This is a genomic window from Sphingobium xenophagum NBRC 107872 (assembly GCF_000367345.1).
In the GTDB taxonomy this organism is placed as follows: domain Bacteria; phylum Pseudomonadota; class Alphaproteobacteria; order Sphingomonadales; family Sphingomonadaceae; genus Sphingobium; species Sphingobium xenophagum.
The window spans coordinates 64,659-90,936 of the sequence record NZ_BARE01000010.1 but is presented as its reverse complement, the minus strand read 5'-3'; the positions used below and the strand labels follow the sequence as shown (position 1 = coordinate 90,936).

At 62.4% G+C, this 26,278-nt stretch carries 22 protein-coding genes and 1 tRNA gene; 11 read left to right on the top strand and 12 right to left on the bottom strand.

Annotation, left to right across the window (positions count from 1 at the left end):
- Positions 1 to 17 precede the first annotated feature (17 nt).
- From SX1_RS05830 to SX1_RS05820, 3 genes are read left to right on the top strand one after another with little or no spacing between them, the layout of a single operon-like run.
- Positions 18 to 293, top strand: coding sequence for a hypothetical protein (locus tag SX1_RS05830; RefSeq protein ID WP_019052306.1), 276 nt, complete (start codon positions 18 to 20; stop codon positions 291 to 293).
- An 8-nt stretch (positions 294 to 301) separates the two neighbouring features.
- Positions 302 to 1,351: a ribonucleotide-diphosphate reductase subunit beta gene (locus SX1_RS05825; protein ID WP_019052305.1), complete on the top strand. Its 1,050-nt coding sequence runs from the start codon at positions 302 to 304 to the stop codon at positions 1,349 to 1,351.
- 44 nt (positions 1,352 to 1,395) lie between these two features.
- Positions 1,396 to 2,574, top strand: a complete 1,179-nt coding sequence (locus SX1_RS05820; RefSeq protein ID WP_167539635.1) for an MBL fold metallo-hydrolase — start codon at positions 1,396 to 1,398, stop codon at positions 2,572 to 2,574.
- Between the two features lie 14 nt (positions 2,575 to 2,588).
- Here SX1_RS05820 and SX1_RS05815 read toward each other — a convergent pair whose 3' ends face one another.
- Both SX1_RS05815 and SX1_RS05810 read right to left on the bottom strand, forming a co-directional pair.
- Positions 2,589 to 3,104: a DUF3617 domain-containing protein gene (locus SX1_RS05815; RefSeq protein ID WP_019052303.1), complete on the bottom strand. Its 516-nt coding sequence runs from the start codon at positions 3,102 to 3,104 to the stop codon at positions 2,589 to 2,591.
- An 83-nt stretch (positions 3,105 to 3,187) separates the two neighbouring features.
- Positions 3,188 to 3,745, bottom strand: a complete 558-nt coding sequence (locus SX1_RS05810) for a DUF3617 domain-containing protein (RefSeq protein WP_043145337.1) — start codon at positions 3,743 to 3,745, stop codon at positions 3,188 to 3,190.
- Between SX1_RS05810 and SX1_RS05805 the strand changes: the two genes are divergently transcribed.
- The 4 genes from SX1_RS05805 to SX1_RS05790 all read left to right on the top strand — a co-directional run bounded on the left by SX1_RS05805 (position 3,714) and on the right by SX1_RS05790 (position 9,059).
- The gene (locus SX1_RS05805; protein WP_019052301.1) at positions 3,714 to 4,418 is read left to right on the top strand and encodes a DNA/RNA non-specific endonuclease; all 705 of its coding nucleotides are present in this window, start codon (positions 3,714 to 3,716) and stop codon (positions 4,416 to 4,418) included. The two genes, SX1_RS05810 and SX1_RS05805, sit on opposite strands and share 32 nt — an antisense overlap.
- Positions 4,405 to 4,833, top strand: coding sequence for a hypothetical protein (locus SX1_RS05800; protein WP_026149541.1), 429 nt, complete (start codon positions 4,405 to 4,407; stop codon positions 4,831 to 4,833). The genes SX1_RS05805 and SX1_RS05800 overlap by 14 nt, the downstream gene beginning before the upstream one ends.
- A 40-nt stretch (positions 4,834 to 4,873) precedes the next feature.
- The gene (uvrB, locus tag SX1_RS05795) at positions 4,874 to 7,057 is read left to right on the top strand and encodes an excinuclease ABC subunit UvrB (RefSeq protein WP_017184280.1); all 2,184 of its coding nucleotides are present in this window, start codon (positions 4,874 to 4,876) and stop codon (positions 7,055 to 7,057) included.
- A gap of 157 nt (positions 7,058 to 7,214) precedes the next feature.
- Entirely contained in the window at positions 7,215 to 9,059 is a 1,845-nt protein-coding gene (locus SX1_RS05790) for an ABCB family ABC transporter ATP-binding protein/permease (RefSeq protein WP_019052299.1), read from the top strand.
- Positions 9,060 to 9,101: 42 nt separating this feature from the next.
- Here the strand turns inward: SX1_RS05790 and SX1_RS05785 are convergent, their stop codons facing one another.
- Entirely contained in the window at positions 9,102 to 9,497 is a 396-nt protein-coding gene (locus SX1_RS05785; protein WP_019052298.1) for an acyl-CoA thioesterase, read from the bottom strand.
- A gap of 115 nt (positions 9,498 to 9,612) precedes the next feature.
- The gene (locus tag SX1_RS05780) at positions 9,613 to 11,700 is read right to left on the bottom strand and encodes a S9 family peptidase (RefSeq protein ID WP_019052297.1); all 2,088 of its coding nucleotides are present in this window, start codon (positions 11,698 to 11,700) and stop codon (positions 9,613 to 9,615) included.
- A gap of 109 nt (positions 11,701 to 11,809) precedes the next feature.
- Between SX1_RS05780 and SX1_RS05775 the strand changes: the two genes are divergently transcribed.
- Positions 11,810 to 13,591 carry an aminopeptidase P family protein gene (locus SX1_RS05775; RefSeq protein ID WP_019052296.1) on the top strand — a complete coding sequence of 594 codons (1,782 nt, stop codon included), beginning with the start codon at positions 11,810 to 11,812 and terminating at the stop codon, positions 13,589 to 13,591.
- Here SX1_RS05775 and SX1_RS24770 read toward each other — a convergent pair.
- Entirely contained in the window at positions 13,588 to 13,716 is a 129-nt protein-coding gene (locus tag SX1_RS24770) for a hypothetical protein (protein ID WP_019052295.1), read from the bottom strand. The genes SX1_RS05775 and SX1_RS24770 overlap by 4 nt on opposite strands.
- 113 nt (positions 13,717 to 13,829) lie before the next feature.
- On the opposite strand from SX1_RS24770, the gene SX1_RS05765 reads away from it, so the two are divergent.
- Positions 13,830 to 13,904: transfer RNA gene (locus SX1_RS05765), tRNA-Thr, on the top strand.
- A 32-nt stretch (positions 13,905 to 13,936) separates the two neighbouring features.
- Here SX1_RS05765 and SX1_RS05760 read toward each other — a convergent pair.
- The 6 genes from SX1_RS05760 to SX1_RS05735 form a co-directional block, all read right to left on the bottom strand.
- Positions 13,937 to 14,971 carry a LacI family DNA-binding transcriptional regulator gene (locus SX1_RS05760; protein WP_019052294.1) on the bottom strand — a complete coding sequence of 345 codons (1,035 nt, stop codon included), beginning with the start codon at positions 14,969 to 14,971 and terminating at the stop codon, positions 13,937 to 13,939.
- Between the two features lie 65 nt (positions 14,972 to 15,036).
- Positions 15,037 to 17,049: a TonB-dependent receptor plug domain-containing protein gene (locus tag SX1_RS05755; RefSeq protein WP_026149540.1), complete on the bottom strand. Its 2,013-nt coding sequence runs from the start codon at positions 17,047 to 17,049 to the stop codon at positions 15,037 to 15,039.
- 120 nt (positions 17,050 to 17,169) lie between these two features.
- The gene (locus SX1_RS05750) at positions 17,170 to 18,555 is read right to left on the bottom strand and encodes a porin (RefSeq protein WP_019052292.1); all 1,386 of its coding nucleotides are present in this window, start codon (positions 18,553 to 18,555) and stop codon (positions 17,170 to 17,172) included.
- Between the two features lie 130 nt (positions 18,556 to 18,685).
- Positions 18,686 to 19,786: a helix-turn-helix transcriptional regulator gene (locus SX1_RS05745; protein ID WP_019052291.1), complete on the bottom strand. Its 1,101-nt coding sequence runs from the start codon at positions 19,784 to 19,786 to the stop codon at positions 18,686 to 18,688.
- Between the two features lie 118 nt (positions 19,787 to 19,904).
- Positions 19,905 to 20,549 carry a class I SAM-dependent methyltransferase gene (locus tag SX1_RS05740; RefSeq protein ID WP_019052290.1) on the bottom strand — a complete coding sequence of 215 codons (645 nt, stop codon included), beginning with the start codon at positions 20,547 to 20,549 and terminating at the stop codon, positions 19,905 to 19,907.
- A gap of 128 nt (positions 20,550 to 20,677) precedes the next feature.
- Positions 20,678 to 22,963 (bottom strand): CDC48 family AAA ATPase, encoded by a 2,286-nt coding sequence (locus tag SX1_RS05735; RefSeq protein WP_019052289.1) that lies wholly within the window; start codon positions 22,961 to 22,963, stop codon positions 20,678 to 20,680.
- A 333-nt stretch (positions 22,964 to 23,296) separates the two neighbouring features.
- Here SX1_RS05735 and SX1_RS05725 point away from each other — a divergent pair, with 333 nt between their 5' ends.
- Entirely contained in the window at positions 23,297 to 24,175 is an 879-nt protein-coding gene (locus tag SX1_RS05725; RefSeq protein ID WP_017184267.1) for a LysR substrate-binding domain-containing protein, read from the top strand.
- 69 nt (positions 24,176 to 24,244) lie between these two features.
- Positions 24,245 to 25,405: a GGDEF domain-containing protein gene (locus SX1_RS05720; RefSeq protein ID WP_026149539.1), complete on the top strand. Its 1,161-nt coding sequence runs from the start codon at positions 24,245 to 24,247 to the stop codon at positions 25,403 to 25,405.
- Between the two features lie 22 nt (positions 25,406 to 25,427).
- On the opposite strand, the gene SX1_RS05715 is transcribed toward SX1_RS05720, so the two are convergent.
- Positions 25,428 to 26,099 (bottom strand): glutathione S-transferase family protein, encoded by a 672-nt coding sequence (locus SX1_RS05715; protein ID WP_017184265.1) that lies wholly within the window; start codon positions 26,097 to 26,099, stop codon positions 25,428 to 25,430.
- Between the last annotated feature and the right edge of the window lie 179 nt (positions 26,100 to 26,278).

Here is a 26,278-nt window from a genome sequence, read left to right as displayed (position 1 = left end):
CCGATTAGGAGAATGTCGTGATTGATGGTCTAGCCTTTCTCGCAATTACGATGTTGATTGCGTTGGGCGTTTTCCTGAACGGCTTAAGGTTTGCACGGATGACTGCCAATCCGTTCGGCGGGCGCAGGATTTTTGGTCAGCCAGTTCAAGGCTCGGAACTGTCGGTTCGACAGATCAAGCGAATTGGTTTGATACAGATGATATTTGCGCCAATTTTCCTATTGGTTGTGGCTGCGATGGCATTTGGATTTTTTGGCCCAGTTGAGGGCATTACAACAATCAAGTTTAACTGAGGTTCACCATGTCCCTTCTCCAAGCCTCCAAAGTCTACAAGCCGTTCGAATATCCATGGGCCTATGAGTTCTGGAAGCGGCAGCAGCAGCTGCACTGGCTGCCCGAAGAAGTGCCTTTGGGCGAGGATTGCCGTGATTGGGCGCAGAAGCTGTCCGATCATGAGCGCAACCTTTTGACGCAGATTTTCCGCTTCTTCACCCAGGCGGACGTGGAAGTGCAGGATTGCTACCACGAAAAATATGGCCGCGTGTTCAAGCCGACCGAGGTCAAGATGATGCTGACCGCGTTCAGCAACATGGAAACCGTCCATATCGCCGCCTACTCGCATCTGCTCGACACGATCGGGATGCCCGAAAGCGAATATTCGGCCTTCCTCCAATATAAGGAGATGAAGGACAAGCACGACTATCTGCAGCAGTTCGGCGTCGACACGGACGAGGATATTGCCCGCACGCTCGCCATGTTCGGCGGCTTTACCGAAGGGTTGCAGCTGTTCGCCAGCTTCGCGATGCTGATGAACTTCCCGCGCTTCAACAAGATGAAGGGCATGGGGCAGATCGTCACCTGGTCGATCCGCGACGAAACGCTCCATTGCGAGGGCATCATCAAGCTGTTCCACGCCTTCTGCGCCGAACGCCAGTGCCTGACCCCTTCGGTCAAGGACGACATCATGGACATGTGCCAGAAAACCGTCCGTATCGAGGATGCGTTTGTCGATCTGGTGTTCGAAATGGGTCCGGTGCCGGGCATGACGCCCAAGGACATCAAGAAATATGTCCGCTATATCGCCGACTGGCGGCTGGGCCAGCTGGGCCTCAAACCCATCTACATGATCGACGAGCATCCGCTCCCCTGGCTGACCCCGATGCTCAATGGCGTCGAACATGCCAACTTCTTTGAAACCCGCGCGACCGAATATTCAAAGGGCGCGACACGCGGCCAGTGGAACGAGGTCTGGGACGCGTTCGACCGCCGCAAGACCCGCGCAACGCCCGCCAATGCGGACGAAGCAACCGATCCCGACATGTTCAAGGCGGCGGGCATCGCGGCGGAGTGATTGCCAAATTCGTGAAGGGCATCGGGGTGACATTGCTGTTTGCAATGGTCGCCCTGTGCCTGGCCGTCACGATCGTGCCGCCCTTCCTCGACCGCATCTATTATGAAGGGCCGGTGAGCCGTCATTATGACGGCGCGCATTTCTTCAATCCCGATGGGGTGATCGACGTGCCCGCCCCGCCGGGGACGAGCCGACGGGGCTTTATCGCCAACTGGCTTCTGGGCCATGACGACCGGCCACAATGGCCCGACGCGATCGCCGTCAAGCCTGCCCGCCCCGCGCCCTTCGCCGCGCCGCGCGGGATGGTGGCGACATGGGTGGGCCATGCCACGGTGCTAGTGCAGGCGGCGGGCATCAACATATTGACCGATCCGATCTGGTCGGACCATGCCAGCCCCCTGCCCCCCTTCGGCCCCAAGAGGATCGCGCCGCCGGGCGTCGGCTTCGATGACCTGCCCCGGATCGACCTGATCGTCCTGAGCCACAATCATTATGATCATATGGACCTGCCGACGCTGAAACGACTATGGGAGCGCGACCGGCCCAGGATCGTCACCAGCCTGGGCAATGAGACGATATTGAAGGCGCACGGCATCCCGTCGACCGCGCTTGACTGGGGCCAGTCGGTCAGCGGCGCGGCGCTCAACGGGCTTGCCCCGCAGGCAGTGATCCAGTGCGGCAATTACGAACATTGCCCCGACTATCGCGTCCATGTGACCCGCAACCATCATTGGGGCAGCCGCTGGGGCACGGATCGCAACCGCGCGCTCTGGTCCAGCTTTCTGATCGAGACCCGCGCGGGCAACATCTTCTTTGCAGGCGACACCGGCGCGGGCGACATGGGCTGGCCCTATGAAGCCGCACGCTTCGGCCCGATCCGGCTGGCCCTGATCCCCATCGGCGCGTTCCGCTTCTGGAAGGGGCAGATGGCGTCGGACGCGCATATCGGCCCGCAACAGGCGGTGGAGGTGTTCAAACGGCTGGGCGCGTCGACCGCGATCCCGATCCATTGGGGGACGTTCCACCTGTCCTACGAACAATGGAATACGCCGCCCCGTATGCTGGACCTGTTCCTGGCGTGCGAAGGCATAGAGCGCCAGCGCTTCGCCCCGCTGCGGATCGGCCAGTCGCTGCTGGTGCCGCCCTACACCGCCGTGGCGCAGGACAAGGGATCAAAGCGCAAGCGACAGTGCGACTGGCGCGCGATCAGGGCGCTGGAATAGCGCCCTGCCCGGCGTCAACCCTTGGGGCAGTCGCCTATCCGCTTGCCCGACAGGTCATAGGTCGCGCGCAGCACCGCGCCGCCGCTTTCCGACTGCGTCATGGTTTCGCCCAGCGTCAGCGTGTCAGCGGTATAATTGCCTTCCAGCGCAATTTCCGACGTGCCCTTGCCCGCCGTACAGGCCAGGGTCGCGATCATGCGGCCCTTGCGGACCATCTTGTCCTTATAGGTGCAGTCCGTGCCATCCTTGCCTGCCATCGCCGCAACGTCCGGCAACCCTTCGGCATCGACCGAAAGGCAGACCTTATCCTCGCTCGTCTGCTTGAGCGCCGCCTGATATTGCTCCGGCGTGACGGTCGGCGTGTTGTAACCGGTGGTCTTGCGGGTCAGCACCCACTCGCCCGCCTGCATCAGGATCGGCGTTTCCTCGACTTCCGGCGCCGGGGCCGGTTCGCTACAGCCACCAAGGGCCAACATCGTTACGAGCGGCATGATCGCAAGCGGCATCCCCGCCAGCACGGTCTTTCGCATAACCTCTCCCCTGTTCTCTTGGTCGGAACAGGCAAGAGGCTCTACCCGTCGCGCACAAAGCGCAAGCGGAAATGCGTGGAGACTTATTCCGCCCTGGTGCAGTCAGGGCCGATCCACTTGCCTTCGGAACGCGCCTTCATCGCCATGGCCGCGCCATTGGGGCCGCCCGCCATTTTCATGTCCATGTCCATCGAATAGGCCTCTTGCCCATAGGTGCCCGACATGCTGGCCTGCATCGTGCCGCCATCCGCCTTGCACGACACCTGCCCCTTCACGCTGCCACCGCTGACGGCAAAGCCCTGATAGGTACAATCCTTGTTTTCCTGACCGGAAAACATCTCGCCACTGGGATTGGCCGCTTCTTCAGGCGTGACGCAATATTTGAGCGACGTCTGGTTCATCATGCTCTTCATCTGGTCCTTCATGCCAGCGGGCGCGCCGGGCATGTTGGACAGGTCGATATCCTGCACGGTGAAGCGCCCTTCCCACTGGCCCGCCTTCAACTGCACCTTGTCGACCGCAGCCTTGACCTCTTCCTTAGTCATGGACGCGCCGCCATTGGCTGGCGCGTCGCTGGTCTTGTCGCCGCAGGCAGCGAGCAACAGGGTCATGGTGGCGGCGGCAAATACAGCTCTGATCATCGCTTTTCCCCTCATCGCGTCGGCATGGGCTGGGCCGTGGATAGCCGAGCATATCAAGCCGGTGCGACATTGCAAAATTTTCCCCGAAATGGATGGGCATCAGGCCTATCTGGACGCCGGACGGGCCGCCAAGAACAGGTTTCTGGCCTTGGCGCATTATATGGATACGCATGGCGGAAAATCACCGCCAGACCCCGCTGATCCACCGTCGCTGGAAAGCCAGATCCTCGACAACGACTGGCGCAAGGAGACGAAGAATGGCTATGATTTCCATATTGATGTCATTGCGCGACCGAGGGAAGTCGTCGCTGAGCTTACAGACGGCCCGATTGCCGCACGCTCACGGCGTGCTCAGGCTCAGGCGGGTCAGCCAGATCGCCGTCCTGGCGATGATGGCGGTCATTTTATCGCTGCCCGCTTCAACGGTCCCGGCGACAGCGTCAACCATTTCGCCCAGGACCGGAATTTCAACCGTGGCGCTTATCGCGCCATGGAAGATGGCTGGGCCAAAGACTTACGGGCGGGAAAGAAAGTCACCGTCAATATCGTTCCGCTATATGACGGAACATCCAAACGACCCTATAGCCTTACCGTCAAATGGTATGTGGACGGAGAGCCAAATATTCAACACTTCGACAACGAAGCGAAAGGCAAAGCACATGCCGGAAGATAAATTGGATTTGCTCGGACCAATTATGAACGACATTGGGCACGAGCTTGCTCATATCGTTGGTGGTGATCCTGACGGCATATTCCTCTATGCGGAAATTGGTGACGGATGGGTCAGACCCAGTATTTTCAAGGATGAAGGCGATCTGGTGCGCTGGTATGATCCCAAAGATGCCTATTTGTCTGACCTTCTCTTTAAGGCCTGGTATCTCGAACCGGAAGCGCCAAATATGCGCTGGTCGGTTCTGGAATATGCCATCGTCGACAAAAAATTTCACGTCAGCATGAAATATCCAGAAGAAGTGAATGTTGACAAGATTGATCCAGAGCGCCGCCGCAAAGCCCTGCGCGCGCGTTTCGGTGACAAGCCTGTCATCTATCCACCCCCGCCCAAAGGCGCGTTCGAGTTGAAGCCCTGACGTCAATTGCGTCCTGACGCAAACACCCCATATTGCCCCCATGGCCATCCAGATCCGCACCACGCTCGACGAGCCCGACACCGAAACCAGCTTCGTGCCGCATCGCCCCGCGCGACCGGACAAGAGCGAGGGCGGGCGCCCATTCAAGCTGGTGAGCGATTATGAGCCATCGGGCGACCAATGCACCGCGATCCCCGAACTGGTGGAACAGGCACTGGCAGGCGAGCGCGATCAGGTGCTGCTGGGCGTTACGGGCTCCGGCAAGACCTTCACCATGGCCAAGGTGATCGAGGCGTTGCAGCGCCCGGCGCTGATCCTGGCTCCCAACAAGATCCTCGCCGCGCAGCTTTATGGCGAGTTCAAAAGCTTCTTTCCCGACAATGCGGTCGAATATTTCGTCAGCTATTATGATTATTACCAGCCCGAAGCCTATGTGGCGCGGTCGGACACCTATATCGAGAAGGAAAGCAGCGTAAACGAGAGCATCGACCGGATGCGCCATTCGGCCACGCGGTCGCTGCTGGAACGGGACGACTGCATCATCGTCGCGTCGGTTTCCTGCCTCTATGGCATCGGCTCGGTCGAAACCTATTCGGCCATGACCTTTTCCATGAAGAAAGGCGGGATAGAGGATCAGCGCGAGATCATCCGCAAGCTGGTCGCGCTCCAGTATAAGCGCAACGACGCAGGTTTTGCGCGCGGCAATTTCCGGGTGAAGGGCGACAATCTGGAAATCTTCCCGTCCCATTATGAGGATACCGCCTGGCGCATATCCTTTTTCGGTAACGAGATTGAGGCCATCGTCGAGTTCGACCCGCTGACCGGCAAGAAGGTCGCCAGCCTCGATTATGTCAAAGTCTTTCCCAACAGCCACCATGTCACCCCCGGCCCGACGCTGAAGCAGGCGATGGAGGCGATTCGCTTCGAACTGGCCGAGCGGCTCAAGGAGCTGGAGAGCGAGGGCAAGTTGCTGGAGGCGCAGCGGCTGGAGCAGCGAACCAATTTCGACCTGGAGATGATCGCAGCAACGGGATCATGCGCGGGGATCGAAAATTACAGCCGCTTCCTGACTGGCCGCCTGCCCGGCGAACCGCCGCCGACCCTGTTTGAATATCTCCCCGAAAACGCGCTGCTGTTCGTCGATGAAAGCCACCAGACCGTGCCGCAGATCGGCGCGATGGCGCGCGGCGACCATCGGCGCAAGATCACGCTGGCCGAGTATGGCTTCCGCCTGCCGTCCTGCATCGACAACCGTCCGCTGCGTTTCAACGAATGGGACGCCATGCGGCCCCAGACGGTCAGCGTCTCCGCCACGCCCGGCAAATGGGAAATGGAGCAGACCGGCGGCGTGTTCAGCGAACAGGTGATCCGCCCCACCGGCCTCATTGACCCCCCGGTCGAGATCAAGCCGGTCGAGGATCAGGTGGACGACCTGATCAACGAATGCCGCAAAGTCACGGCCAATGGCTATCGCACCCTGGTCACCACGCTGACCAAGCGGATGGCGGAGGATCTGACCGAATTCATGCATGAGGCGGGAATCAAGGTCCGGTACATGCATAGCGATGTCGAGACGCTGGAGCGGATCGAACTGATCCGTGACCTGCGGCTTGGCGTCTATGACGTGCTGATCGGCATCAACCTGCTGCGTGAAGGGCTGGACATTCCCGAATGTGGTCTGGTCGCCATTCTGGACGCGGACAAGGAAGGCTTTTTGCGTTCCGAAACCTCGCTGATCCAGACCATCGGGCGCGCGGCGCGGAACGTGGACGGACGGGTGATCCTCTATGCCGACCGGATCACCGGCAGCATGGAACGCGCGCTGAACGAAACCGGGCGGCGGCGCGAGAAGCAGGAAGCCTATAACCGCGAACATGGCATCACACCGACGACGATCAAGCGCAACATCGGCGACATCATCGCTCATGTGGCCAACAAGGATAGCGTGCTGGTAGAAACCGGCGATGCCGACCGGCCCCACATGGTCGGCCACAATCTGCGCGCCTATATCGAGGATCTGGAAAAGAAGATGCGCGCCGCCGCCGCTGACCTGGAATTTGAGGAAGCGGGACGGATCAGGGACGAAATCCGCAAGCTGGAGGCGGAGGAATTGGGCCTGCCGCACGACCAACAGGTGGCAGCGCCCAAGGGACGCGCGACCGAAGGCAAGCCGGGCACGCGGAAGTTGCGCTATGGCAAAACCCAAAAGAAATTCGGGCGGTAGGGGTATGCCGTTTCCCAACTAGCCGTTCGTTTCGAGCGAAGTCGAGAAACGCTGTGCATTGGTTTCTCGACTTCGCTCGAAACGAACGGATGTGGTGTGTTATCGCACCCTCTAAACCACCGCTGGATAATCTGGCGCCGCGCTCTACATAGCGCCTATGCCGCCTGACATGCCCATATCCGCGCCATTGCCTCCCGTCTGGGCAACGCTCCGGCGGTTCCTGCCCTATTTGTGGCCGGCAGATGCGCCAGCGCTGCGGCGGCGGGTGGTCGTCGCCATGCTGTGCGTGCTGGCGGCCAAGGTCATCAGCCTGGCCATGCCCTTTGCCTACAAGGCCGCGATCGACCGGATGGTGCCGGGGATGGAACCGGCCGCCAGCCTGGCGATCGCGCTGGTCGCGGTCTATGCAGGCGCGCGTTTTGGCAGCGTGTTGTTCGATAATCTGCGCAATGCGGTGTTCGAAAAGGTCGGGCAGGAAGCCGGGCGGCGGCTGGCCGACGATGTGTTCGTCCACCTGCACCGCCTGTCGCTGCGCTTCCATCTCGACCGGCGCACGGGCGCGGTCACGAAGATTGTCGAGCGCGGGACCAAGAGCATCGATACGATGCTCTATTTCCTGCTGTTCAACATCGCGCCCACCGTGCTGGAACTGATCGCGGTCTGCGTCATTTTCTTCGTGAAGTTCGGTGCATGGCTGGTCGTCGTGACGCTGGCCATGGTCGCGCTTTACATCTGGTTCACCCGCACCGTGACCGAATGGCGCAACCAGTTGCGCCGCGACATGGTCGACATGGACACCAGCGCTGTCGCCCATGCCGTCGACAGCCTGCTCAATTTCGAAACAGTCAAATATTTCGGCGCGGAAGAACGCGAAGCCAATCGTTATGGCACGGCGATGCGCCGTTATGCGCAGGCGGCGGTGAAGAGCGAGAATAGCCTGGCCTGGCTTAATATCGGCCAGTCGCTGATCACCAACCTGATGATGGCGGGCGCGATGGCCTATACCGTGTGGGGGTGGAGCCGCGGGCAGTTCACCACCGGCGATGTCGTGCTGGTCAATACGCTGCTGGCGCAACTGTTCCGGCCGTTGGACCTGCTCGGCATGGTCTATCGCACGATCCGGCAGGGCCTGATCGACATGGAAGCGATGTACCGGCTGATGGACACGCAGCAGGAGATTGCCGACGTGGACGGCGCGCCTGCCCTGATCGCGTCGGGCGGCGAAGTGCGGTTCGATCATGTACGCTTTGGCTATGCTCCCGAACGCGAGATATTGCACGATGTCAGCTTCACCGTGCCTGCCGGGCGGACGCTGGCGATCGTGGGGCCGTCGGGCGCGGGCAAATCCACCATCGCGCGCATCCTGTTCCGTTTCTACGATATTCAATCGGGCCAGGTCAGCATAGACGGACAGGACATCGCCAGCGTGACGCAGGCGTCGCTGCGCACGGCGATCGGTATCGTGCCGCAGGATATGGTGCTGTTCAACGACACGGTAGGATATAATATCGGCTATGGCCGCGAGGGCGCGAGCCAGGCGGAGATCGAGGCCGCAGCCAAAGCCGCGTCGATCCACGACTTCATCCTTGGCCTGCCGATGGGCTATGATACGCGCGTGGGCGAACGGGGTCTCAAACTGTCGGGCGGGGAAAAGCAGCGGGTGGCGATCGCCCGCACGCTGCTCAAAGACCCGCCAGTGCTGGTGCTGGACGAAGCGACCAGCGCGCTAGACAGCCGCACCGAAAACGAGATTCAGGACGTGCTGCGCAACATTTCCCGCAAACGCACCACCCTGATCGTCGCGCACCGCCTGTCCACGGTGGTCGACGCCGACGAAATCATCGTGCTGGACCAGGGCCGCATCGTGGAACGGGGCCGCCACGCTGATCTGGTGCGGGCGGACGGCCTCTATGCCGTGATGTGGAACCGGCAGGCGGCCGAGCGGGAGGATATGCCGGTCGAACCGGGGATTGGGGATGTGTTTGAGGTGGTGCGGGAATAAACCTTTTATCCGTTCGTTTCGAGCGGAGGGAGTGGTCCCCCATCAATCCACAAAATTCGCCGCCACCTCCGGCGGCACGCGCAATATGCGGCCCGTGCTTTTATCCACGATCGCCCAGGTGGATCTGGCCGTGACCTTCACCTTGCCATCGGGACCGCTGAATTCGATCAGCCGGTCGAAGCGTGCGCCGCGGGGGGCATCGGGAATCCAGGTGCGGGCCGTCACCGTCTCGCCCTCCGCCACATTGCCGCGATAGTCGATTTCGTGACGGGTCACGACCCAGACATAGGCTTCGACATGCGCCGGGTCGGCATCATGGGTCCAATGTTCGGTTGCGACCTGCTCCATCCACTGGACCCAGACCGCATTGTTGACATGGCCGAGTATGTCGATGTCGGCCGGCTGGGCGGTGATCTGGGTGGTGTAGGACGAAGCCATCTCTATCCTCCGTTCGGTTCGAGCCTGTCGAGAACAATTCTCGACACCTTTGTTCTTGTCGGGCGCTTCTCGACTTCGTTTGAAGCTGCCCGAACCGAACGGATTTGGAAAAATATCACGCCCCAGCCATCCCCATCTGCCACAGGATGAAGGCAAACTCCTCCGCGCTTTCGTGCAGGCTCTCGAACCGCCCGGATTTACCGCCATGGCCCGCGCCCATATTGGTCTTGAGCAGCAGGACATTGTCGTCCGTCTTGGTCGCGCGCAGCTTGGCCACCCATTTGGCCGGTTCCCAATAGGTGACGCGCGGATCGTTCAACCCTGCGGTCACCATCAGCGGCGGATAATCCTGCGCCTTCACATTGGCGTAGGGGTCATAGGCCAGGATCGTTTCGAACGCTGCCTTGTCCTCGATCGGATTGCCCCATTCGGGCCATTCGCCCGGCGTCAGCGGCAGCGTTTCGTCCAGCATGGTGTTGAGCACATCGACGAACGGCACATGCGCCACCACCGCGCCCCACAGATCGGGATCGCTGTTGATGACTGCGCCCATCAGTTCGCCGCCCGCCGAGCCGCCCGAAATGCTGATCCGTCCCTTGCTGCTATAGCCAAGGTCGATCAGCCCCCTGGCCACATCGACAAAGTCGGTGAAGGTGTTGTTGCGTTTGTCGAGCTTGCCGTCGAGATACCATTGCTGGCCGAGATCATCGCCGCCGCGAATATGGGCGATGGCAAAGGCAAAGCCGCGATCCAGCAGCGACAGCCGCCCGGTCGAAAAACCCGGCTCCATCGCCATGCCATAGGCGCCATAGCCATAGAGGTGCAGCGGCGCGCTGCCATCGCGCGGCAGACCGGCGGGATAGACGATCGACACCGGAATCTGCGTGCCGTCGCGCGCCGGGATCATCAGTCGCTCGGTCGCGTAGCGGCTGGCGTCATAGCCTGACGGAATTTCCTGTACCTTGAGCAGCTCGAACCGCCCTTGCGCGATATGATAGTCGAAGATCGTGTCGGGCGTGACCATCGATTCATAGCCGATGCGCAGGACCGTCACGTCATATTCGGGATTGTCATCCAGCGACGCGGAATAGCTTGCCTCCGGGAATGGCAGTCGCTTTGGCGTGTGCGTCGCATAATCGCGCAGCTCGATCTGATCGAGGCCGTCCAGCCGCCCTTCCGTGACGTAGAAGCGTTTGAACAGGGTGAAATCGGTCAGGTAGAAATGCGCATCGGGCGCGATCACCTCCGTCCATTGACCGGGCGCTGCCAGCGTGGCTGTCACCAGTCGGAAATTGGGATGGGTGTCGTTGGTCCTGATGTAGAGCGTGCCTTCATGTTCATCGACATCATATTCCCGGCCCGCCTGCCGCGCGGACACGAGCAGGGGCGGCGCGGTGGGATTATCGGCGGGAATCAGCCAGGCTTCGGTCGTCACATGATCGCCCGTCGCGATGACGATCCATTTTTCCGACGAGGTAAGACCGATCGAGACGCGAAACCCCTCATCGGCCTCGTGGAACAGTTCGACGTCGGACTCGACGCTCTGCCCCAGCCAGTGCAGCCGGGCATTGTCGGTCCGCCAGTTTTCATTGGCGAGGCCGTAGAGCAGCCCCTTGCTATCGGACGTCCACACCAGCGATGACAAGGTGTCGGGGATCGACTCCGGCAAAATCTCGCCGGTAAAAAGATCCTTGATCCGCGCCTCGAACCGTTCCGACCCATCATTGTCGATCGCATAGGCCAGATAGCGGCCATCCGGGCTAACCGACATCGCGCCCAGCCGGAAATAGTCATGGCCCTGCGCCAGCGCCGGTTCGTCCAGTATCAGCTGGTCAGCGCTTCCGTCGTCCTTGGCGGCCACGGGCCTGCGATACCATTTGCGATATTGCGCGCCGGTTTCGAATGCGCGCCAGTAGATATAGTCGCCATCCTTTTGCGGAACGGAACTGTCATCTTCCTTGATGCGCCCCTTCATCTCGGCAAACAGCGCGTCGGTCAGCCCCTTGTGCGGGGCCATCGCCGCCTCGAACCAGGCATTTTCCCGCGCCAGATAGTCCAGCACATCCGCGTCCTTGACATCGGGATAGCCCGGATCGCGCAGCCAGGCATAATCATCGCTGACGGTGATGCCATGATGGGTAATGCTATGCGGCCGCGCTAACGCGACGGGAGCGGCAACGGGCGACATGGTGTTTACGGTCATTCACTATCCATCTGCGAGAACAAGGCGGGCGCTGGCATATAGGCCACAGCCTGCTTATGTTGTTGTCATTATGGCCTGCGCAAGAGGGCCGATACGCAAGGAAGCATGAATGTCCACCTATCAAGACCGTCTCAACGCCCTGCGCGACCAGCTTGCGCGCGACCGGCTGGACGGCTTCGTCGTGCCTTTGACCGACGAGCATATGAGCGAATATGTCGGCGCCTACGCCCAGCGCCTCGCCTGGCTGACCGGGTTCCAGGGGTCGGCGGGCAGCGCCGTGGTGCTGCCGGAACAGGCCGCAATCTTCGTCGACGGCCGCTATACGTTGCAGGTGCGCGAGCAGGTTGACGGCGCGCTGTGGCAATATGAGAGCGTCCCGCAAACCTCCATCGCGGACTGGCTGAAGGCCCATGCCCCGGCGGGCGGGCGGATCGGTTATGATCCCTGGCTCCATACCCGTGCCTGGGTGGAGCAGGCGAGCGCGGCACTGGCGGACAAGGGTGCGACGCTGGTGGCGGTGGACACCAACCCGATCGACCTGGTGTGGCCCGACCGCCCTGCCCCCAGCGACGCGCGGCTGGTCGTCCATGACGATCGCTATGCCGGGCAAAGCGCGGCGGAAAAGCGGCAGGCGATGGCTGACTGGCTGGTCGGGAAAAAGGCGGATGCCGCAGTGCTCTCCGCGCTGGATTCCATTGCCTGGACCTTCAACATCCGGGGCAAGGACGTGGACCGGACGCCAGTGGCGCTCGCCTATGCCATCGTCCATGCCGACGCGACCGCGGACCTGTATGTCGCGCCCGAAAAGATGGACGAAGCCGTCGCCAAGCATCTGGGCAATGCCGTGCGGGTGCATGATCGCGCCGCTTTTGCCGATGCGCTGGCGGGCTTTGCGGGCAAAAGCGTGGTGGCTGATCCCGAACGCGCGGTGGCGGCGATCTTCGAGGCGCTCGACAGTGGCGGCGCGACCACATTGCCGCTGCGCGATCCTGCTATCCTGCCCAAGGCGATCAAGAACCCGATCGAGATTGCCGGGCACAAATCGGCGCAGGCCCGTGACGGCGCAGCCTTGAGCCGCTTCCTCCACTGGGTGTCCGTGGAAGCGCCCAAGGGCGGCCAGACCGAAATGACCGCCGCCGACCGGCTGGAAGCGTTCCGCAAGGAAACCGGCCTGCTGGAGGATCTGTCCTTCGACACGATCAGCGGGGCCGGCCCGAATGGCGCGGTGGTGCATTACCGGGTCGAGGAAAAGACCAACCGCCCGATCGAGACGGGCACGCTCTATCTGGTCGATTCGGGCGGCCAATATCGCGACGGCACGACCGACGTGACCCGCACGCTGGCGATCGGCGCGCCTAGCCGCGAGATGCAGGAGCGTTTCACGCTGGTGCTGAAGGGCCATGTCGCCCTAGCGCGCGCGGTGTTCCCTGTGGGGACGCGTGGCGGGCAGCTCGACATATTGGCGCGGCAGTTCCTCTGGGCGCACGGTCTGGATTATGCCCATGGCACCGGCCATGGCGTTGGCAGCTTCCTGTCAGTGCATGAAGGACCGCAGCGGATCGCGACGTTCGGCGGCGGCGACGAGCCGTTGCAGGCAGGCATGATCCTGTCCAACGAGCCTGGCTATTACAAGACGGGCGAATATGGCATCCGCATCGAAAATCTGGTGCTGGTGGAGGAGCGCGCCATTGCGGGCGCGGAAAAGCCGATGCTGGGCTTTGAAACGCTGACCTTCGCCCCGATCGACCGTCATCTGATCGCGCTCGATCTGCTCAGCCCCGACGAGCGGGCATGGGTCGATGCCTATCATGCCAAGGTGCTGTCGGTCGTCGGGCCGCAGCTGGATGGCGATGCGAAGGCGTGGCTGGAGAGCGCCTGCGCGCCGCTTTAATCCTTGGGGTTATCGGGCGCGGGCGGCGAAGGCAGGACTTCCCGCGCCTGCGCCTTGCGCCGACGCAGATTGGTGCGCAACGCCTGCGCCAGCCGCGCCTTGCGGTCATCCTGTTCGCTCGTCATGGCATGGCCTTAAGCAAAATGTGGCATCCGCCGCAACCCGCCTTGACAAGGGCGGCGCGCACAGCCATAGGCCCGGCTCCGCAGGCCGAACAGGCCCGCGGACATGAAATAGTGCTGCCGTAGCTCAGTGGTAGAGCGCATCCTTGGTAAGGCTGAGGTCGTGAGTTCAATCCTCACCGGCAGCACCATTTCTCCCCCGGACATCAACGTGAATTTGCCGTCAGGCGGGCGGCGGCGCGCTCGATTCCGCGATCAGCAGCGGCAGGTCGACCTCGATCAGCGTGTCGACAGGCCGTTTGGCGATGATATCGAACAGGCAGCGGGCGGCCATCTGCGCCATCTCCCCCATGGGCCGCTGCACCGTCGTCAGCGCCGGGACGATCATCCTGGCCAACAGGCTGCCATCAAATCCTATGACCGTCAGGTCGCGCGGCACCACCAGACGGCGCGAGGCGGCCACCTTGATCACGCCAGCGGCCATGATGTCATTGGCGGCAAAGATCGCGGTCGGCATCGGGTCGATCGACAGCAACCGCTCCGCCGCCGCCACGCCTGACTCAAAGCTGTAATCGCCTGCCTCCTCGCCCACCAACGCCACGCCCGCAGCCGCCAAGGCGGACAGGAAACCCGCGCGTCGCTCTTGCGCCGAAAGCATTGCGGGTGGTCCCGACACATGCGCCACGCGCCTATGGCCTAGCGCCACGATATGTTCGGCCACGCGCACGGCCGCATGGCGTTCGCCCGATACCAGCATGGCGTCGAATCCGGGCAGGCGGACCGATGAAAGCGCCACCGCCGGGATGCCCAGGGTCCGAAGGGCGTCAGCCAGGCCCGGCACACCGGAGACCGGCGCCAGAATGACGACGCCATCGACGCGGGACCGCCGCACGAAATCGAGCACATCCTCGACCGAACCGTCCTGACCCGTCAGGGTTGCGTGGGCAATGACTTCACAGCCTTGTGCGGTCGCTTCGTTCGCGACGCAGCGATGCACGTCGCCCAGTACCAGCACATTCCCGTCATTATGGATCATGCCGATCAGATAGGAGCGTCCGGTCGCCAGTCCCCGCGCACGCGCGCTGGGGCGGAAACCCAGCGCCGCGATCGCGTCCACTATCTTCGCGCGGGTTTCCGCATTGACCTTGGGCGATCCGTTGATCACGCGGGAGACCGTGCGAATGGATACCTGCGCCCGGTCGGCCACGTCCGCGATCGTGACGTCGGCCCCGATCGCCCAATTGCCCTGCTCTGTCATGACACAGCCATAGCCGGTCTGCCGACGCAGGCAAGATCAGGCATGATTGCCGCAAGACCGGCTTGTCAGTTGGCGAAACTGATGCCGATCCACAGCGTGCGCGGCGTGCCCAGGTCCATGGACCCGCCCGCATTGCGGGTCACGACCTTCTCGTCGAACAGATTTTCGCCCCGCGCCACCAGCGTCACGCCATGGCCGACCGGCAGCCGTGCGATGGCATCGAGTGTCAGCGCGTCAGGCAGCACGTCGCTTTGCAGGTCATCCTCATATTGTTTGGCGACATAGCGCAGCGTGGTCGACAGGGTCGGTCCCTGCGCCGGACTATAGGCAATGGTCGCGCTGGCGGCATGGCGGGGGCTTTGCGCCGGGGTCAGGCCATCAAAGGGTTCACCGGGCGCACGCACACTGCTGTGGCTATAGGCGTAGGAGGCGGAAAGGCGCATGTCCCCCAGCGCCGCTGCCGCCGTCAGTTCGATCCCCTTCGCCACGATACGATCGACATTGCGACGCTGGCGGGTGGTCGCATTGATGGTGACATTGGCGATGGCGTCGTCCAGCCGGTTATAGAAGGCGGTGGCCGACAGGGTGACGCCCGGTGCGGGCGTAAGGTCGATGCCTGCTTCCGCCCCCTTCAGCTTTTCCGGGGTTAGCGCGGCATTGGCCTGCGTCGTGATCGGAAAGACCACGAACGGACGGTAGAGTTCATTCAGCGTCGGCAAGCGGAAGCCGCTATAGGCCGCGCCGCGCAACGCGATCGCCTCGGTCATCCGGTAGAGCGCGCCGACCCTGCCCGACATTTCCCAGTCGGACCGGTCGGCAAAGGCGCTGTTGGTGACTGCCCCGGTCGTCGCACTGACCTGCCGGTAAAAGCCGTTGCGGATCGACCAGCGATCGGCCCGTACCCCGCCGGTCAGGACCAGCTTGCCAATCGTCCAGTCATCCTCGACAAAAATACCGCTGGTCAGTGCCTTACCTCCGGCATGGCGGCGGAATGTCGCGGGGTTGCTGGCGATATTCGCGTTGAAGGCGTCCTCGAACATGTCGCCGGTGGCGAAGCGGGTGTCGACCCCGACGCGCAGCAGATGGTTGCCACCGACGGGCGGTCGCAGTTCGATCTTGCCGCCAAGGCCGGTCGAAGGCGTGTTGCGCTGGTCTAGCGACTTCCGGAAGGTCGAGGACGACATGACGATGTTGGAAAAATTGCGCGCCTGTATGTAGGCCAGCGCATCGACCTGCCACGGCCCGCGATTGATATAGCGGATGCTGGCGTCCTGCCCCTGGCTCATACTGTCCGCGCCGGCGAAACGCAGCGTGCGGTTATCTTCGAACAGGGTTGCGCGAAATTGCAGTTCGGCGTTCGCGGAGACAGGCGCGACCGCGCGGATGTTGGTGGACCATCCGTCATAGGCGGCGGGCACGGTCGCGGCGACGCGCTGTCCCTTGGGTGTGGTCTGGAACCCGTCTCCCTTGTCCCACCGCCCGGACAGCGACACATAGCCGCTGCCAAGATCCGGCGTCAGGCTGGCGGACAATTCGGTCGAATCGCGGCTGCCATAAAAGGCGCTCGCGGCAAAGGTCGGCAGTTGATCGCGCGTGGCGCTCGCCAGTTCGATCGTGCCCGCGACCGCCCCTGCACCAAATGCGCCGATACCCCCGCCGCGCGTCACCCGCACGACCGACAGCCGATCAGGCACCAGCGCGTTGAACGGAATATAGCCGAAGAAGGGATCGGCCATCGGTACGCCGTCCAGCAGCAGCAACGTCCGGCTGGACGCATTGCCGCCCAGCGCACGCAGGGTCGCGCCTTGCGCCGAAGGATTGGCGGACCGGCTGTCGGACCGGCGGAACTGCTGGAAACCAGCGACATCGCCCAGCACGCTTTCGATCCGGCCCGACGCGCTGTCCTGCAACCGGGCGCGGTCGATCACCACAGACCCATAGGCCGGGGTGCCGGGCGGCAACGACAGGCCCGTGCCAGTAACTATGATCGACGGCGTGTCCCCCGCATCGTCCGGCGCCTGCGCCAGCGCGCCTGTAGGAATGGACAAGAGCAAGGCGGGCAGAATGGTGGTTTTCATGACAATCCCCTCGGCGCCCCTGTCCTGATTTTTCAGCATTTTTGCAAACGGAAAGGGACCGCACCCTTTCTAGGATGCAGTCCCCGCCCCGTGACATTGTTCCTTGGGTCGATCAGCCGGTCAGAAGAACAGGATCGCCCCTGCCGCCAGCGCGTCGGAACTGGCCTCATTGCCATTATGCGCTTTCGACGTCGTGTGAACATATTCGCCCAGCAGCGTCACCCAGCTGTTGAGGCCGTAACGCACTTGCCCGACCCAGCTGCCATTCTTGTCCACGAGCAGCGGATTGGCCAGTGCATCGGCGGCATTGGCATAATCGAGATGGCTTTCACCATAGCTGCCGCCAACCGAGATCTTGCCGAACGTCGCCAGCCCCTGCAGATAGAAGCCATGGCTGTCGCGCCGGTTGCCAAGGCCATCGGTGTCGAACAGGTTGAGCGCGGTCGTGCCCAGGCCCGACGCATCATAATAGGTGCCGACCAGCGTGACCGGCCCGAACGTGACCTTGGCACCCGCGTCCCAGCCCCAGCCGGTATAGTCCGGACCCGCAATCACATTATGCTTTTGGCTGATCCCCGACAGCCACAGCCGCGTCGCAACATCGCCCAGCTTGCCGTCATAGACGAACTTCGCCTGGAAGCCGGGCTGCTTGTTCGATTCCGCCGGGCCTGTGAGCGAGGACAAGGGCTCGAAAATGCCGACACTGGCGGTGAAGCCGTTGAAATTGGGCGTGGTATAGGTGATCTGCGGCTGGAAATCGGTGTAGATATAGCCAGTGCCGATCCGTCCCAGCGTCGTGTTGGACGGGGCGACATTGCCTGCCGGCGTGCCCGATGACAGCAGGGTGATGTCGTTCAGGATCGCTTCGGACCCGAACAGGCCGATGTCGCGGCCGATCTTCACTTCACCAAAACCGGCCCGACCAAAGGTCAGATAGGTCTGGCGAAAGTCGATCCCGGCGGTCTGGAGCGCGCGGGGATTGCCGGGGCTGTTGGCCCCGCCGCCCGCGGCATAATTGACCGAGTTGATGCCGGGATACATGCCGAAATGCGCGCCGACGTCCCAGCCGCCCTGCGTCGTCATCGCCTCGACCTTCAGGAAGCCGGGCAGCAGGCCATTGCGGATCGCCGAGCTGTTGCCGCCCACCGTCGCCACGCCGCCGACGACCGTGTTGGTCGCATTGGGTGCCTCGCCATTGTCATGGACGTAAAAGCCATTGACCGAACCGGAGAATTTGAGCGTGACATCGCCCATTTGCAGCCCCACACCGCTGTCGGCCATGCGGACCAGCGGCTTGCCGCCCGACGCATCCGGAGTGACTGGCGGCGCTTGCGCGGCCTCTGCGCTCTGGCCCTTCAGCAGCTCCTGATATTCCTCATCGGTCAGGATGCCCTTTTCATGCAGGCGCTTGAGCAGATCGGCCGTGGTGCCGGCCATGGCCGGTGCAGCGGTGGCGGCGAGCAGCAGCGCTCCCGCCGCGCTCATCAGGCGCAACGTCCCTTTCATATCATCCTCCCGTTCATGACGCCGGTTTCCCCCCGGCCGAAGCAGGAGAGTGGCGGGTCCGAACCGACAGGAAAATTAGACTTAGGTTCTCATCCCTTCGGACAGTGCAGGCGCGCCGAAAGGGATAGCGTCAATGGCTGATCAGGCCGACGATCCGCACAAGTTGCGACTCCCGGCGGCATCCGGTCTTGTCGTAGATGCTGCGCAGTTGCACCTTCAACGTCTCGGCCGATACCCCGCGCGCCGCCGCGATGTCGGCGCGGGACTGGCCCGCCGCCAGCCGGATGGCGATGTCGGCTTCTGCCGGGGTCAGGCCGAATGTCCGCATCAACAGCTGGACGTGCCGGTCCGTCGGCGCGCCAACCCGCGCGATCATGATGGCGCGCGGCGCGAACGGCAGTGCCCAGGGTCGCCTGGGCAAGGGGTAGCATTCCAGCATGATGCCCACGCCCCCGCTATCATCGCGCAGCGCGACCGGATCGGCAGCGCGGCCAGGCGGGTCTATCACGGCGCGAACCGCGCGGGCGATGGCGCGGCTTTCATCGGGCCGTTCGCTCGCCAGCCAGCCATCGCGGACGCGAATGCGGCTGGTCGCCAGCAGCGCGTCGGCGCGCGGGGTCATGCCCCCAACCCGCCCGGTCGCATCGAGCAGCCAGCAGGCGCGGTCCATCGCCTCGAACGTGCCGGACAACAGCGCAAATCCCTGCTGCTCGATCGCGCGCTGAAGCAACACGGCCGTACGGACGTGCGGGGCGATGGCGCCGAACAGGTCGCGCTGCTCCTGGGTTGTGCGCCCATCCTTGCTGTCGCGCAGCAACGCCAGCCCGATCATCCCATCCCGTCCCGCCAGAAGGCGGGTCTGGCAGCCATTGAAAATGTCGAAATCGGCGCAAAGGTCGAGATAGTCGTCCGCGCGCAGCGACTGGCGCGCCACATCATATTGCGCTTCGTGGACGATGGTCGGACTGTCGCGCAAAGCGTCAGCCGCGACGCGATAATTCAGGTCAGGTCGGGACTGGTCGATCGTCGCGGTCTTGGCGACGATGCTGTCATCAATGTCGCTGATCCAGTTGAAACTGCTGGCGCCGGGACCAAAGCCGATCAGTTGGCCATGACGCGACCCGGTCGCGGCGGCCATTGCCCTGATCGCCCTGTCCCAGTTTTCCGGGTCCAGCGCGGCGGACAGAAACAGGTCTGCCCATTCATCCCCATTCGTGGCGCGTGACGCCATCCCCCATAACCCCCACAGTCAAGCAGGCATCCGATACGCAATATTTGGTTTAAGTCAAATATACGTAAGGAAAAAGGGGCAAGTGATTCTGGGCGTTACTGTTGTGGATTAACCCAGATCAAGCCGCTTGCGCCAATGCTTCTTCGCGCATGGCGCAGAACATCCAGCAAGGCGGAATATTGCGCCACTCCCGTCCTTCACGGACATGCGCGAACAACGGGTCGAGCAGACGGCGGACATAGCGTGAATATTGATAGACCAGAAAAGCGCCGCCCGGCCGCAATGCGGTGCGTGTTTCAGCGCAGATGGACGCGCCCACCGTGTCGGGCAATGTCGAAAAGGGGATGCCGGACAATATATAGTCCGCCTGGACATGACCCGCTTGCCGGATAAAGCGCCGCACGTCGGCAGCCGACCCATGCACGACCTTCAGCCTCGGATCGTCGAACTGCGCCTCCAGATAGGCGACGAAATCCAGATTGAGATCAATCGCCAACAAGGTCGCATCGGGGTGCAACCGATCAAGTATCGCCTGCGTGAAGGTGCCTACCCCCGGTCCATATTCGACGAACAGCCGCATATTGTGCCAATCGACCTGATCCAGCATCCGGTCCACCAGCGTAGCAGAGGAAGGAATGATCGATCCGATCATGCCGGGATGCCTGACGAACTGGCGGAAAAACATGCCCCATTGCTGGAGAAACCGGCCAGCACCTGGTTTGCCGCCCGGAATATTTTTCTTTTTCAAGGGAATGGAGGCCATCACTATCCGTCTGTCTATGATCGTGGTCGGGCGTCGCAAATATCAGTGCGACTGGCAAGCCGCTTTGCATTTACATGACAAGGAACGCGCAGGCGGCATATGGTTTCCCTCGCCGCCTGCTTGTCCCTTCAACTCGCCCCTCGCAACATGCCGGGGGAAACGAAGCCGATCGGGTCGACCTGCAACGCCTTCTGCTTCAGTGTCGCCTGGATCTTTTCATATTCATGCTCCATTTCCGGCGTCACCGATGCGCGTGTCTCCTCCAGCGCCGCTTCGAAATGGGCCATCGTCACCTTGTCGACCGACAGGGACTGGCGCAGCGCGAACAGGCCGGCCCGTCGCGCCAGATCCTCCAGATCAGCGCCAGTGAAGCGTTCGGTCCGTGCCGCCAGTGAAGCCAGATCGACATCATCGCCCAGCGGCATCTTGCCGGTATGGATCGACAGGATGCGCTGACGGCCCGCCCGATCGGGGACCGGTACATAGATGAGTTCGTCGAATCGCCCCGGCCGCAGCAGCGCCGGATCAACCAGCGTGGGCCGGTTGGTCGCGCCGATGACCACCACCGACTGCAATTCTTCCAGCCCGTCCATTTCGGCCAGGATGGTATTGACCACCCGCTCGGTCACTTGCGGTTCGCCCATGCCATTGCCGCGCGCGGGGACCAGGCTGTCCAGCTCGTCAATGAAGATGACGGTCGGCGCCACCTGCCGTGCGCGGGCAAACAGCCGGGCAATCTGCTGCTCGCTCTCGCCATACCATTTGGACAGAAGGTCGCTCGATTTGGTGGCGATGAAATTGGCCTGCGCTTCCCGCGCCACAGCCTTGGCCAGCAGGGTCTTGCCCGTGCCGGGCGGGCCGTAGAGAAGGAAGCCCTTGGCCGGACGAATGCCGATGCGGCGGAAGGCATCGGGGTCTTTCAGCGGCAGTTCCACCCCTTCCTTCAGCCGCATCTGCGCGTCATCCAGCCCGCCAATGTCCGACCAGCCGATATTGGGCGCCTGCACCATCACTTCGCGCATGGCCGATGGCTGGACGCGCTTGATCGCGGCCATGAAATCGTCGCGGGTGACCGACAATTCCTCCAGCACGTCAGGCGGGATCGTGCCGTCCTCCAGATTGAGGCGCGGCATGAACCGCCGCACCGTCTCGATCGCCGCCTCGCGAGTTAGCGCGGCCAGATCCGCGCCGACGAAGCCGTAGGTCATACGTGCCAGTTCCGACAGGTCGACCGTGTCGCCCAGCGGCATCCCGCGCGTATGGATGCCCAATATCTCGCGCCGCCCACGCTCGTCGGGCACGCCGACGACGATTTCCCGGTCGAACCGGCCGGGACGCCGCAACGCCTCGTCAATCGCTTCGGGACGGTTGGTCGCCGCGATCACGACCAGATTGGTGCGTGCCTCCAGCCCGTCCATCAGCGTCAGGAGTTGCGCGACCAGCCGCTTTTCGGTCTCGCCGGTCACTTGCCCCCGTTTCGGCGCGATCGAATCAATCTCGTCGATGAACAGGATCGACGGCGCAGCCTTCGACGCCGCCTCGAAAACCTCGCGCAGCTGCTTTTCCGATTCGCCATAGGCAGACCCGACGATTTCCGGCCCGTTGATCAGGAAGAATTCGGCTTCCGATTCATTGGCGACCGCGCGCGCCAGCCGGGTCTTGCCCGTACCCGGCGGGCCATGGAGCATCACCCCGCGCGGCGGATCGACGCCCAGACGCTGGAACAGTTCGGGATAGCGCAACGGCAATTCGACCATTTCGCGCAACTGGTCGATCGTATCGGCCATGCCGCCCACATCGTCATAGGTGACGTCAGCACGGCGCGCTTCCTTGGGTTCCTCATATTCCGGGCGCAGCTCAACCTCGGTCTCCGCGTCGATATGAACTATGCCCTTGGGTATGGTCGATACGACGACGAGCCGGATTTCCTGCAGGGCGTAAGCCGGTGCGGCCAGCATCTGCCGCAACTGGGGCGGCATGTCGCCAGGTGGCACCTGCTGCTGCCCCGCCGTCGCGACGACATCGCCTGCGGTCAGGGGACGCTGAAAGAAAACCCGCTTCAACGCTTCGGGATGCCCCTGAAGCCGCAGATTATTTTGTGCAGGCGCGAACACGACACGCTGGGCTGCGCGGGACTCCAACTTGTCGATATGGACGAAATCGCCGGAGCCGACACCGGCATTGGCCCGCTGCAACCCGTCCAGGCGCAGCACGTCCAGCCCTTCATCTTCCTTATAGGGGCGCACTACCCGCGCAGCGGTCGATCGCTTGCCAATGATCTCGATCACATCGCCTTCAGCCAGGCTCAGCTGCGCCATAACCGCCAGTGGCAGCCGCGCCAGCCCGCGTCCGGCATCTTCGGGCCGCGCATTGGCAACCTGAATCCGCCGTCCCGTCACGTCATCTTCCGCCATTGCGGGCCCCTCCTTTTCGCTCAATCACGAAATAGGAAACGACGCGGCCAAGGAAAAGGGGCAGGAGGCGAAGCCCTGCGCACAAAAAAAGGGCCGGCCCAAAGGCCAGCCCGGAAAGTTTTAGGAGAGGATGCCTGAAAGGCACTCCCTATGTGCACCGCGGCAGAATTTATTGCAAGTGCGAAAAGAAAAGGGGAGTTGCAGAAAATGCATCTTGCCATTTTGGAGATTTTCCTGCTGAGTGTGGACAGGATGCTTGAAACCGGCTGTCGCTGCGATCGACAAAAAGACATGATGCGACGCAGCGCACCGGCTTCGGATTAGTGAAGACAGATGCGCAGATTGCCGCCCCTTACGGCCCTGGAGGCCTTTGTTCAGGTTGCGCGCCTTGGCTCGGTCAAGGCTGCGGCGGAAGAACTCGCGCTCTCGACTCCAGCGCTCAGCCGCCGCGTTCAGGCGCTGGAGCGCTTCATCGGCCGCCCCCTGTTCGACCGCAAGCATCAGGCACTGGAAATCAACGCCGAGGGGCAGAGGCTGCTGGACGATATCGCGCCAGCCCTCGATTCCCTCGCGCAGGCGCTGGAAAATATCCAGAGCGGCGGCAACCAGTTGCGGCTGCGACTGGCGGTCATGCCCCTGTTCGCAACCCAAAGGCTGTTTCCCCATCTGGGCGCGCTGCGCGCGCTGCACCCGCAATTACACATCGACATCGAAACCACGCCCCATGCCGTCGCCCGGCTGGGTGAAGGGCTGGACGCGGCGATCGTGCTGGCCAAGGATATCGACGCCGCGCTCTATGCGCATGAACTGGATCATGACGAAGTCTATGTCATCGGCGCGCGATCTCTGCTCGAATCGCCCCATGCGCTGACGTCGCCGGGGGAACTGGCGCAGCATACCGTGCTGCTCCACCGCGACATGCCGTTGGCGTTCGATGCCTGGAAGGAAGCGGTCGGCCTGCCCGACCTGCAACCGCTGGCGACGGACAATTATGATTCAGGACAGTTGATGCTGGAAGCGGCAGCACAGGGGCTTGGCGTCGCCTTCATGCACGCCAGCCATTTCAAGGAAGCCGCCGACAACCGGCTGGTCCGCCTGTTTCCGATCCGCGTCGAAAGCCCCTATCGCTATTATTTCGTCTGTCGCCCCCGCGCGCTTCAGACCCGCGCCGTGCGCATCTTCCGCGACTGGTTGATCGCCGCCGATATCTGACGGGACGCCGAGCGAATTTTTATCTGTCCTGGCTCTTAACCTTAATCCGCGACCGCCGTTATAGCCCTCATGAACGGGGCAACTTCACCTTCCGCTAGCCCGCAACATGGGCTGACCGACCGCTTGGCGCGATGGGCGAAAGGCCTGTCGGGCAAGGCCGATGACGACGAGGGTGGCGCGGAAGATCAGCGCCCCCGCGCGGGGTCCGCTGCGAACCGCGAAGTGACGCGCCGCCGCCGCCTTTATGAAGAGATTGGCGACTTCCTGTTCGCCCATGATCTGGACCTGACGCCCATCAATTTCAGCGTGGCGCTCGATTATCTGACCGGCGCGAATATCGGCGTGGAAAAGGCGATCAAGGCAGTGCTGATGGAGCGCGGCAAGATTACCAACGGCTGGATCGAATCGGTCGCGGCCAGTCAGAACCCGGATGAAGTCACACCTGATTCGCTCGCCACGATGCTGGACAAGGTCGAGGAAAATCTGACCCAGTTTACCGGCCTGATGCACGAATCGCGCAATTCGGCCAAGGATTATGGCGCCGCATTGCAGGAGCAGGCCAAGGGCCTGGCCGAGGGCGGTGATGCCGAACCCGTGCTGGCGCGCCTTGTCGGGCTGACCCGGTCGATGGTGGAAAAGACGCGACTGGTCGAAACCCAGCTGCGCGAAAATCAGAAGCAGACGCAGGCGCTCAAATCCAGCCTGGAAAATGCCCGCCGCGCCGCCGAACATGATCATCTGACCGGCCTGCCCAACCGCCGCGCCTTTGAAGGCGTGCTGCGGGAGGAAGTGAAGCTGGCGCAGGACAATGGCGAGACGCTGTCCGTCGCCTTTTGCGACATCGACCATTTCAAGCATGTCAACGACACGCATGGCCATGAAACAGGCGATCGGGTGCTGAAATTCGTCGCTGGTCTGCTGGCCAAAGTTTCCAACGACCATTGTCATGTCGCCCGCCATGGCGGCGAGGAGTTCGTCATGCTGTTCCGCGGCAAGACCGCTGCCGAAGCATGCGAGGCCGTCGATGCCGTGCGGGAGGATCTGTCCACCCGCAGCCTGGTCAACCGCACCAATGGCGAACGGATGGAACGTGTCAGCTTTTCCGCCGGCGTTGCCAACGTGCTGGCCTATGAAGACCCGCGCAGCGCCCTGAAGGCCGCGGACCGCGCGCTCTATCTGGCCAAGGAACATGGCCGCAACCGGGTCTATATGGCGGCGGAGACGGACTGAAAGGGGGCGCGTTCGGCGTTTCTTAGAAATCCGGCTTTTCATAATGGGGTGGGGGCGTAATCACCTCCATCCTTTCGGACAGGAGCGGCCGGAAGGACGGGCGCGATTTGAACCCTGCATACCAGCGCCGCACCGGCTCATGGCCCTGCCAGTCGATGCCGCCCAGATAATCCGCGACCGACAGGTGCGCCGCCGCCGCAATGTCCGCCAGGCTGAGCGTACCGCCCCCCATCCAGCTGCGATGGTCGAGCAGATAGTCCATATAATCCAGATGGACATTCGCCCGCTTCATGGCCTCGCGCAGGATGCGCGCGTCGGGCGGGGCGCGTTCGATCAGCCTTTTCTTCATCCGCTCGTGCAGCAGCGGGCCGACCACGTCGCCATAGAAATTCTGGTCGAAAAAGGCGGTCAGCCGCCGCACTTCCGCCCGGCCAGCAGCCGAGCCGGAGATGAGCGGGAACTTCTCCACCGTTTCCTCGAAATATTCGCAGATCGCCTGGCTGTCGATCAGGGTGATGCCCTTGGCCTCGTCAATCAGCACCGGCGTCGTTCCGGCCGGGTTCCGATCGAGAAATTCGTCGCGCATCTCCCAGGGCGATTCGCGTACCAGATCATAGCCGACACCCTTCTCCCCCAGCAGCAGGCGGACCTTGCGAGAGAAAGGGCAGAGCGGAAATTGATAGAGAAGCCACATAGGCGATTCCTGTTAGGCGTGCCGGAGCGCCGGGGAAAGCGGCAAAATGAAAGACGGTCGATCTGGCGCTCCGGTCATATCGACCAAAAGGATGATGATAAACGGCATGAACAGCGCTTCCAATCCTCGTGTCAGGACGATAGAAGGCCATCCAAACAACGGTTTCGCTACGGAAGGGG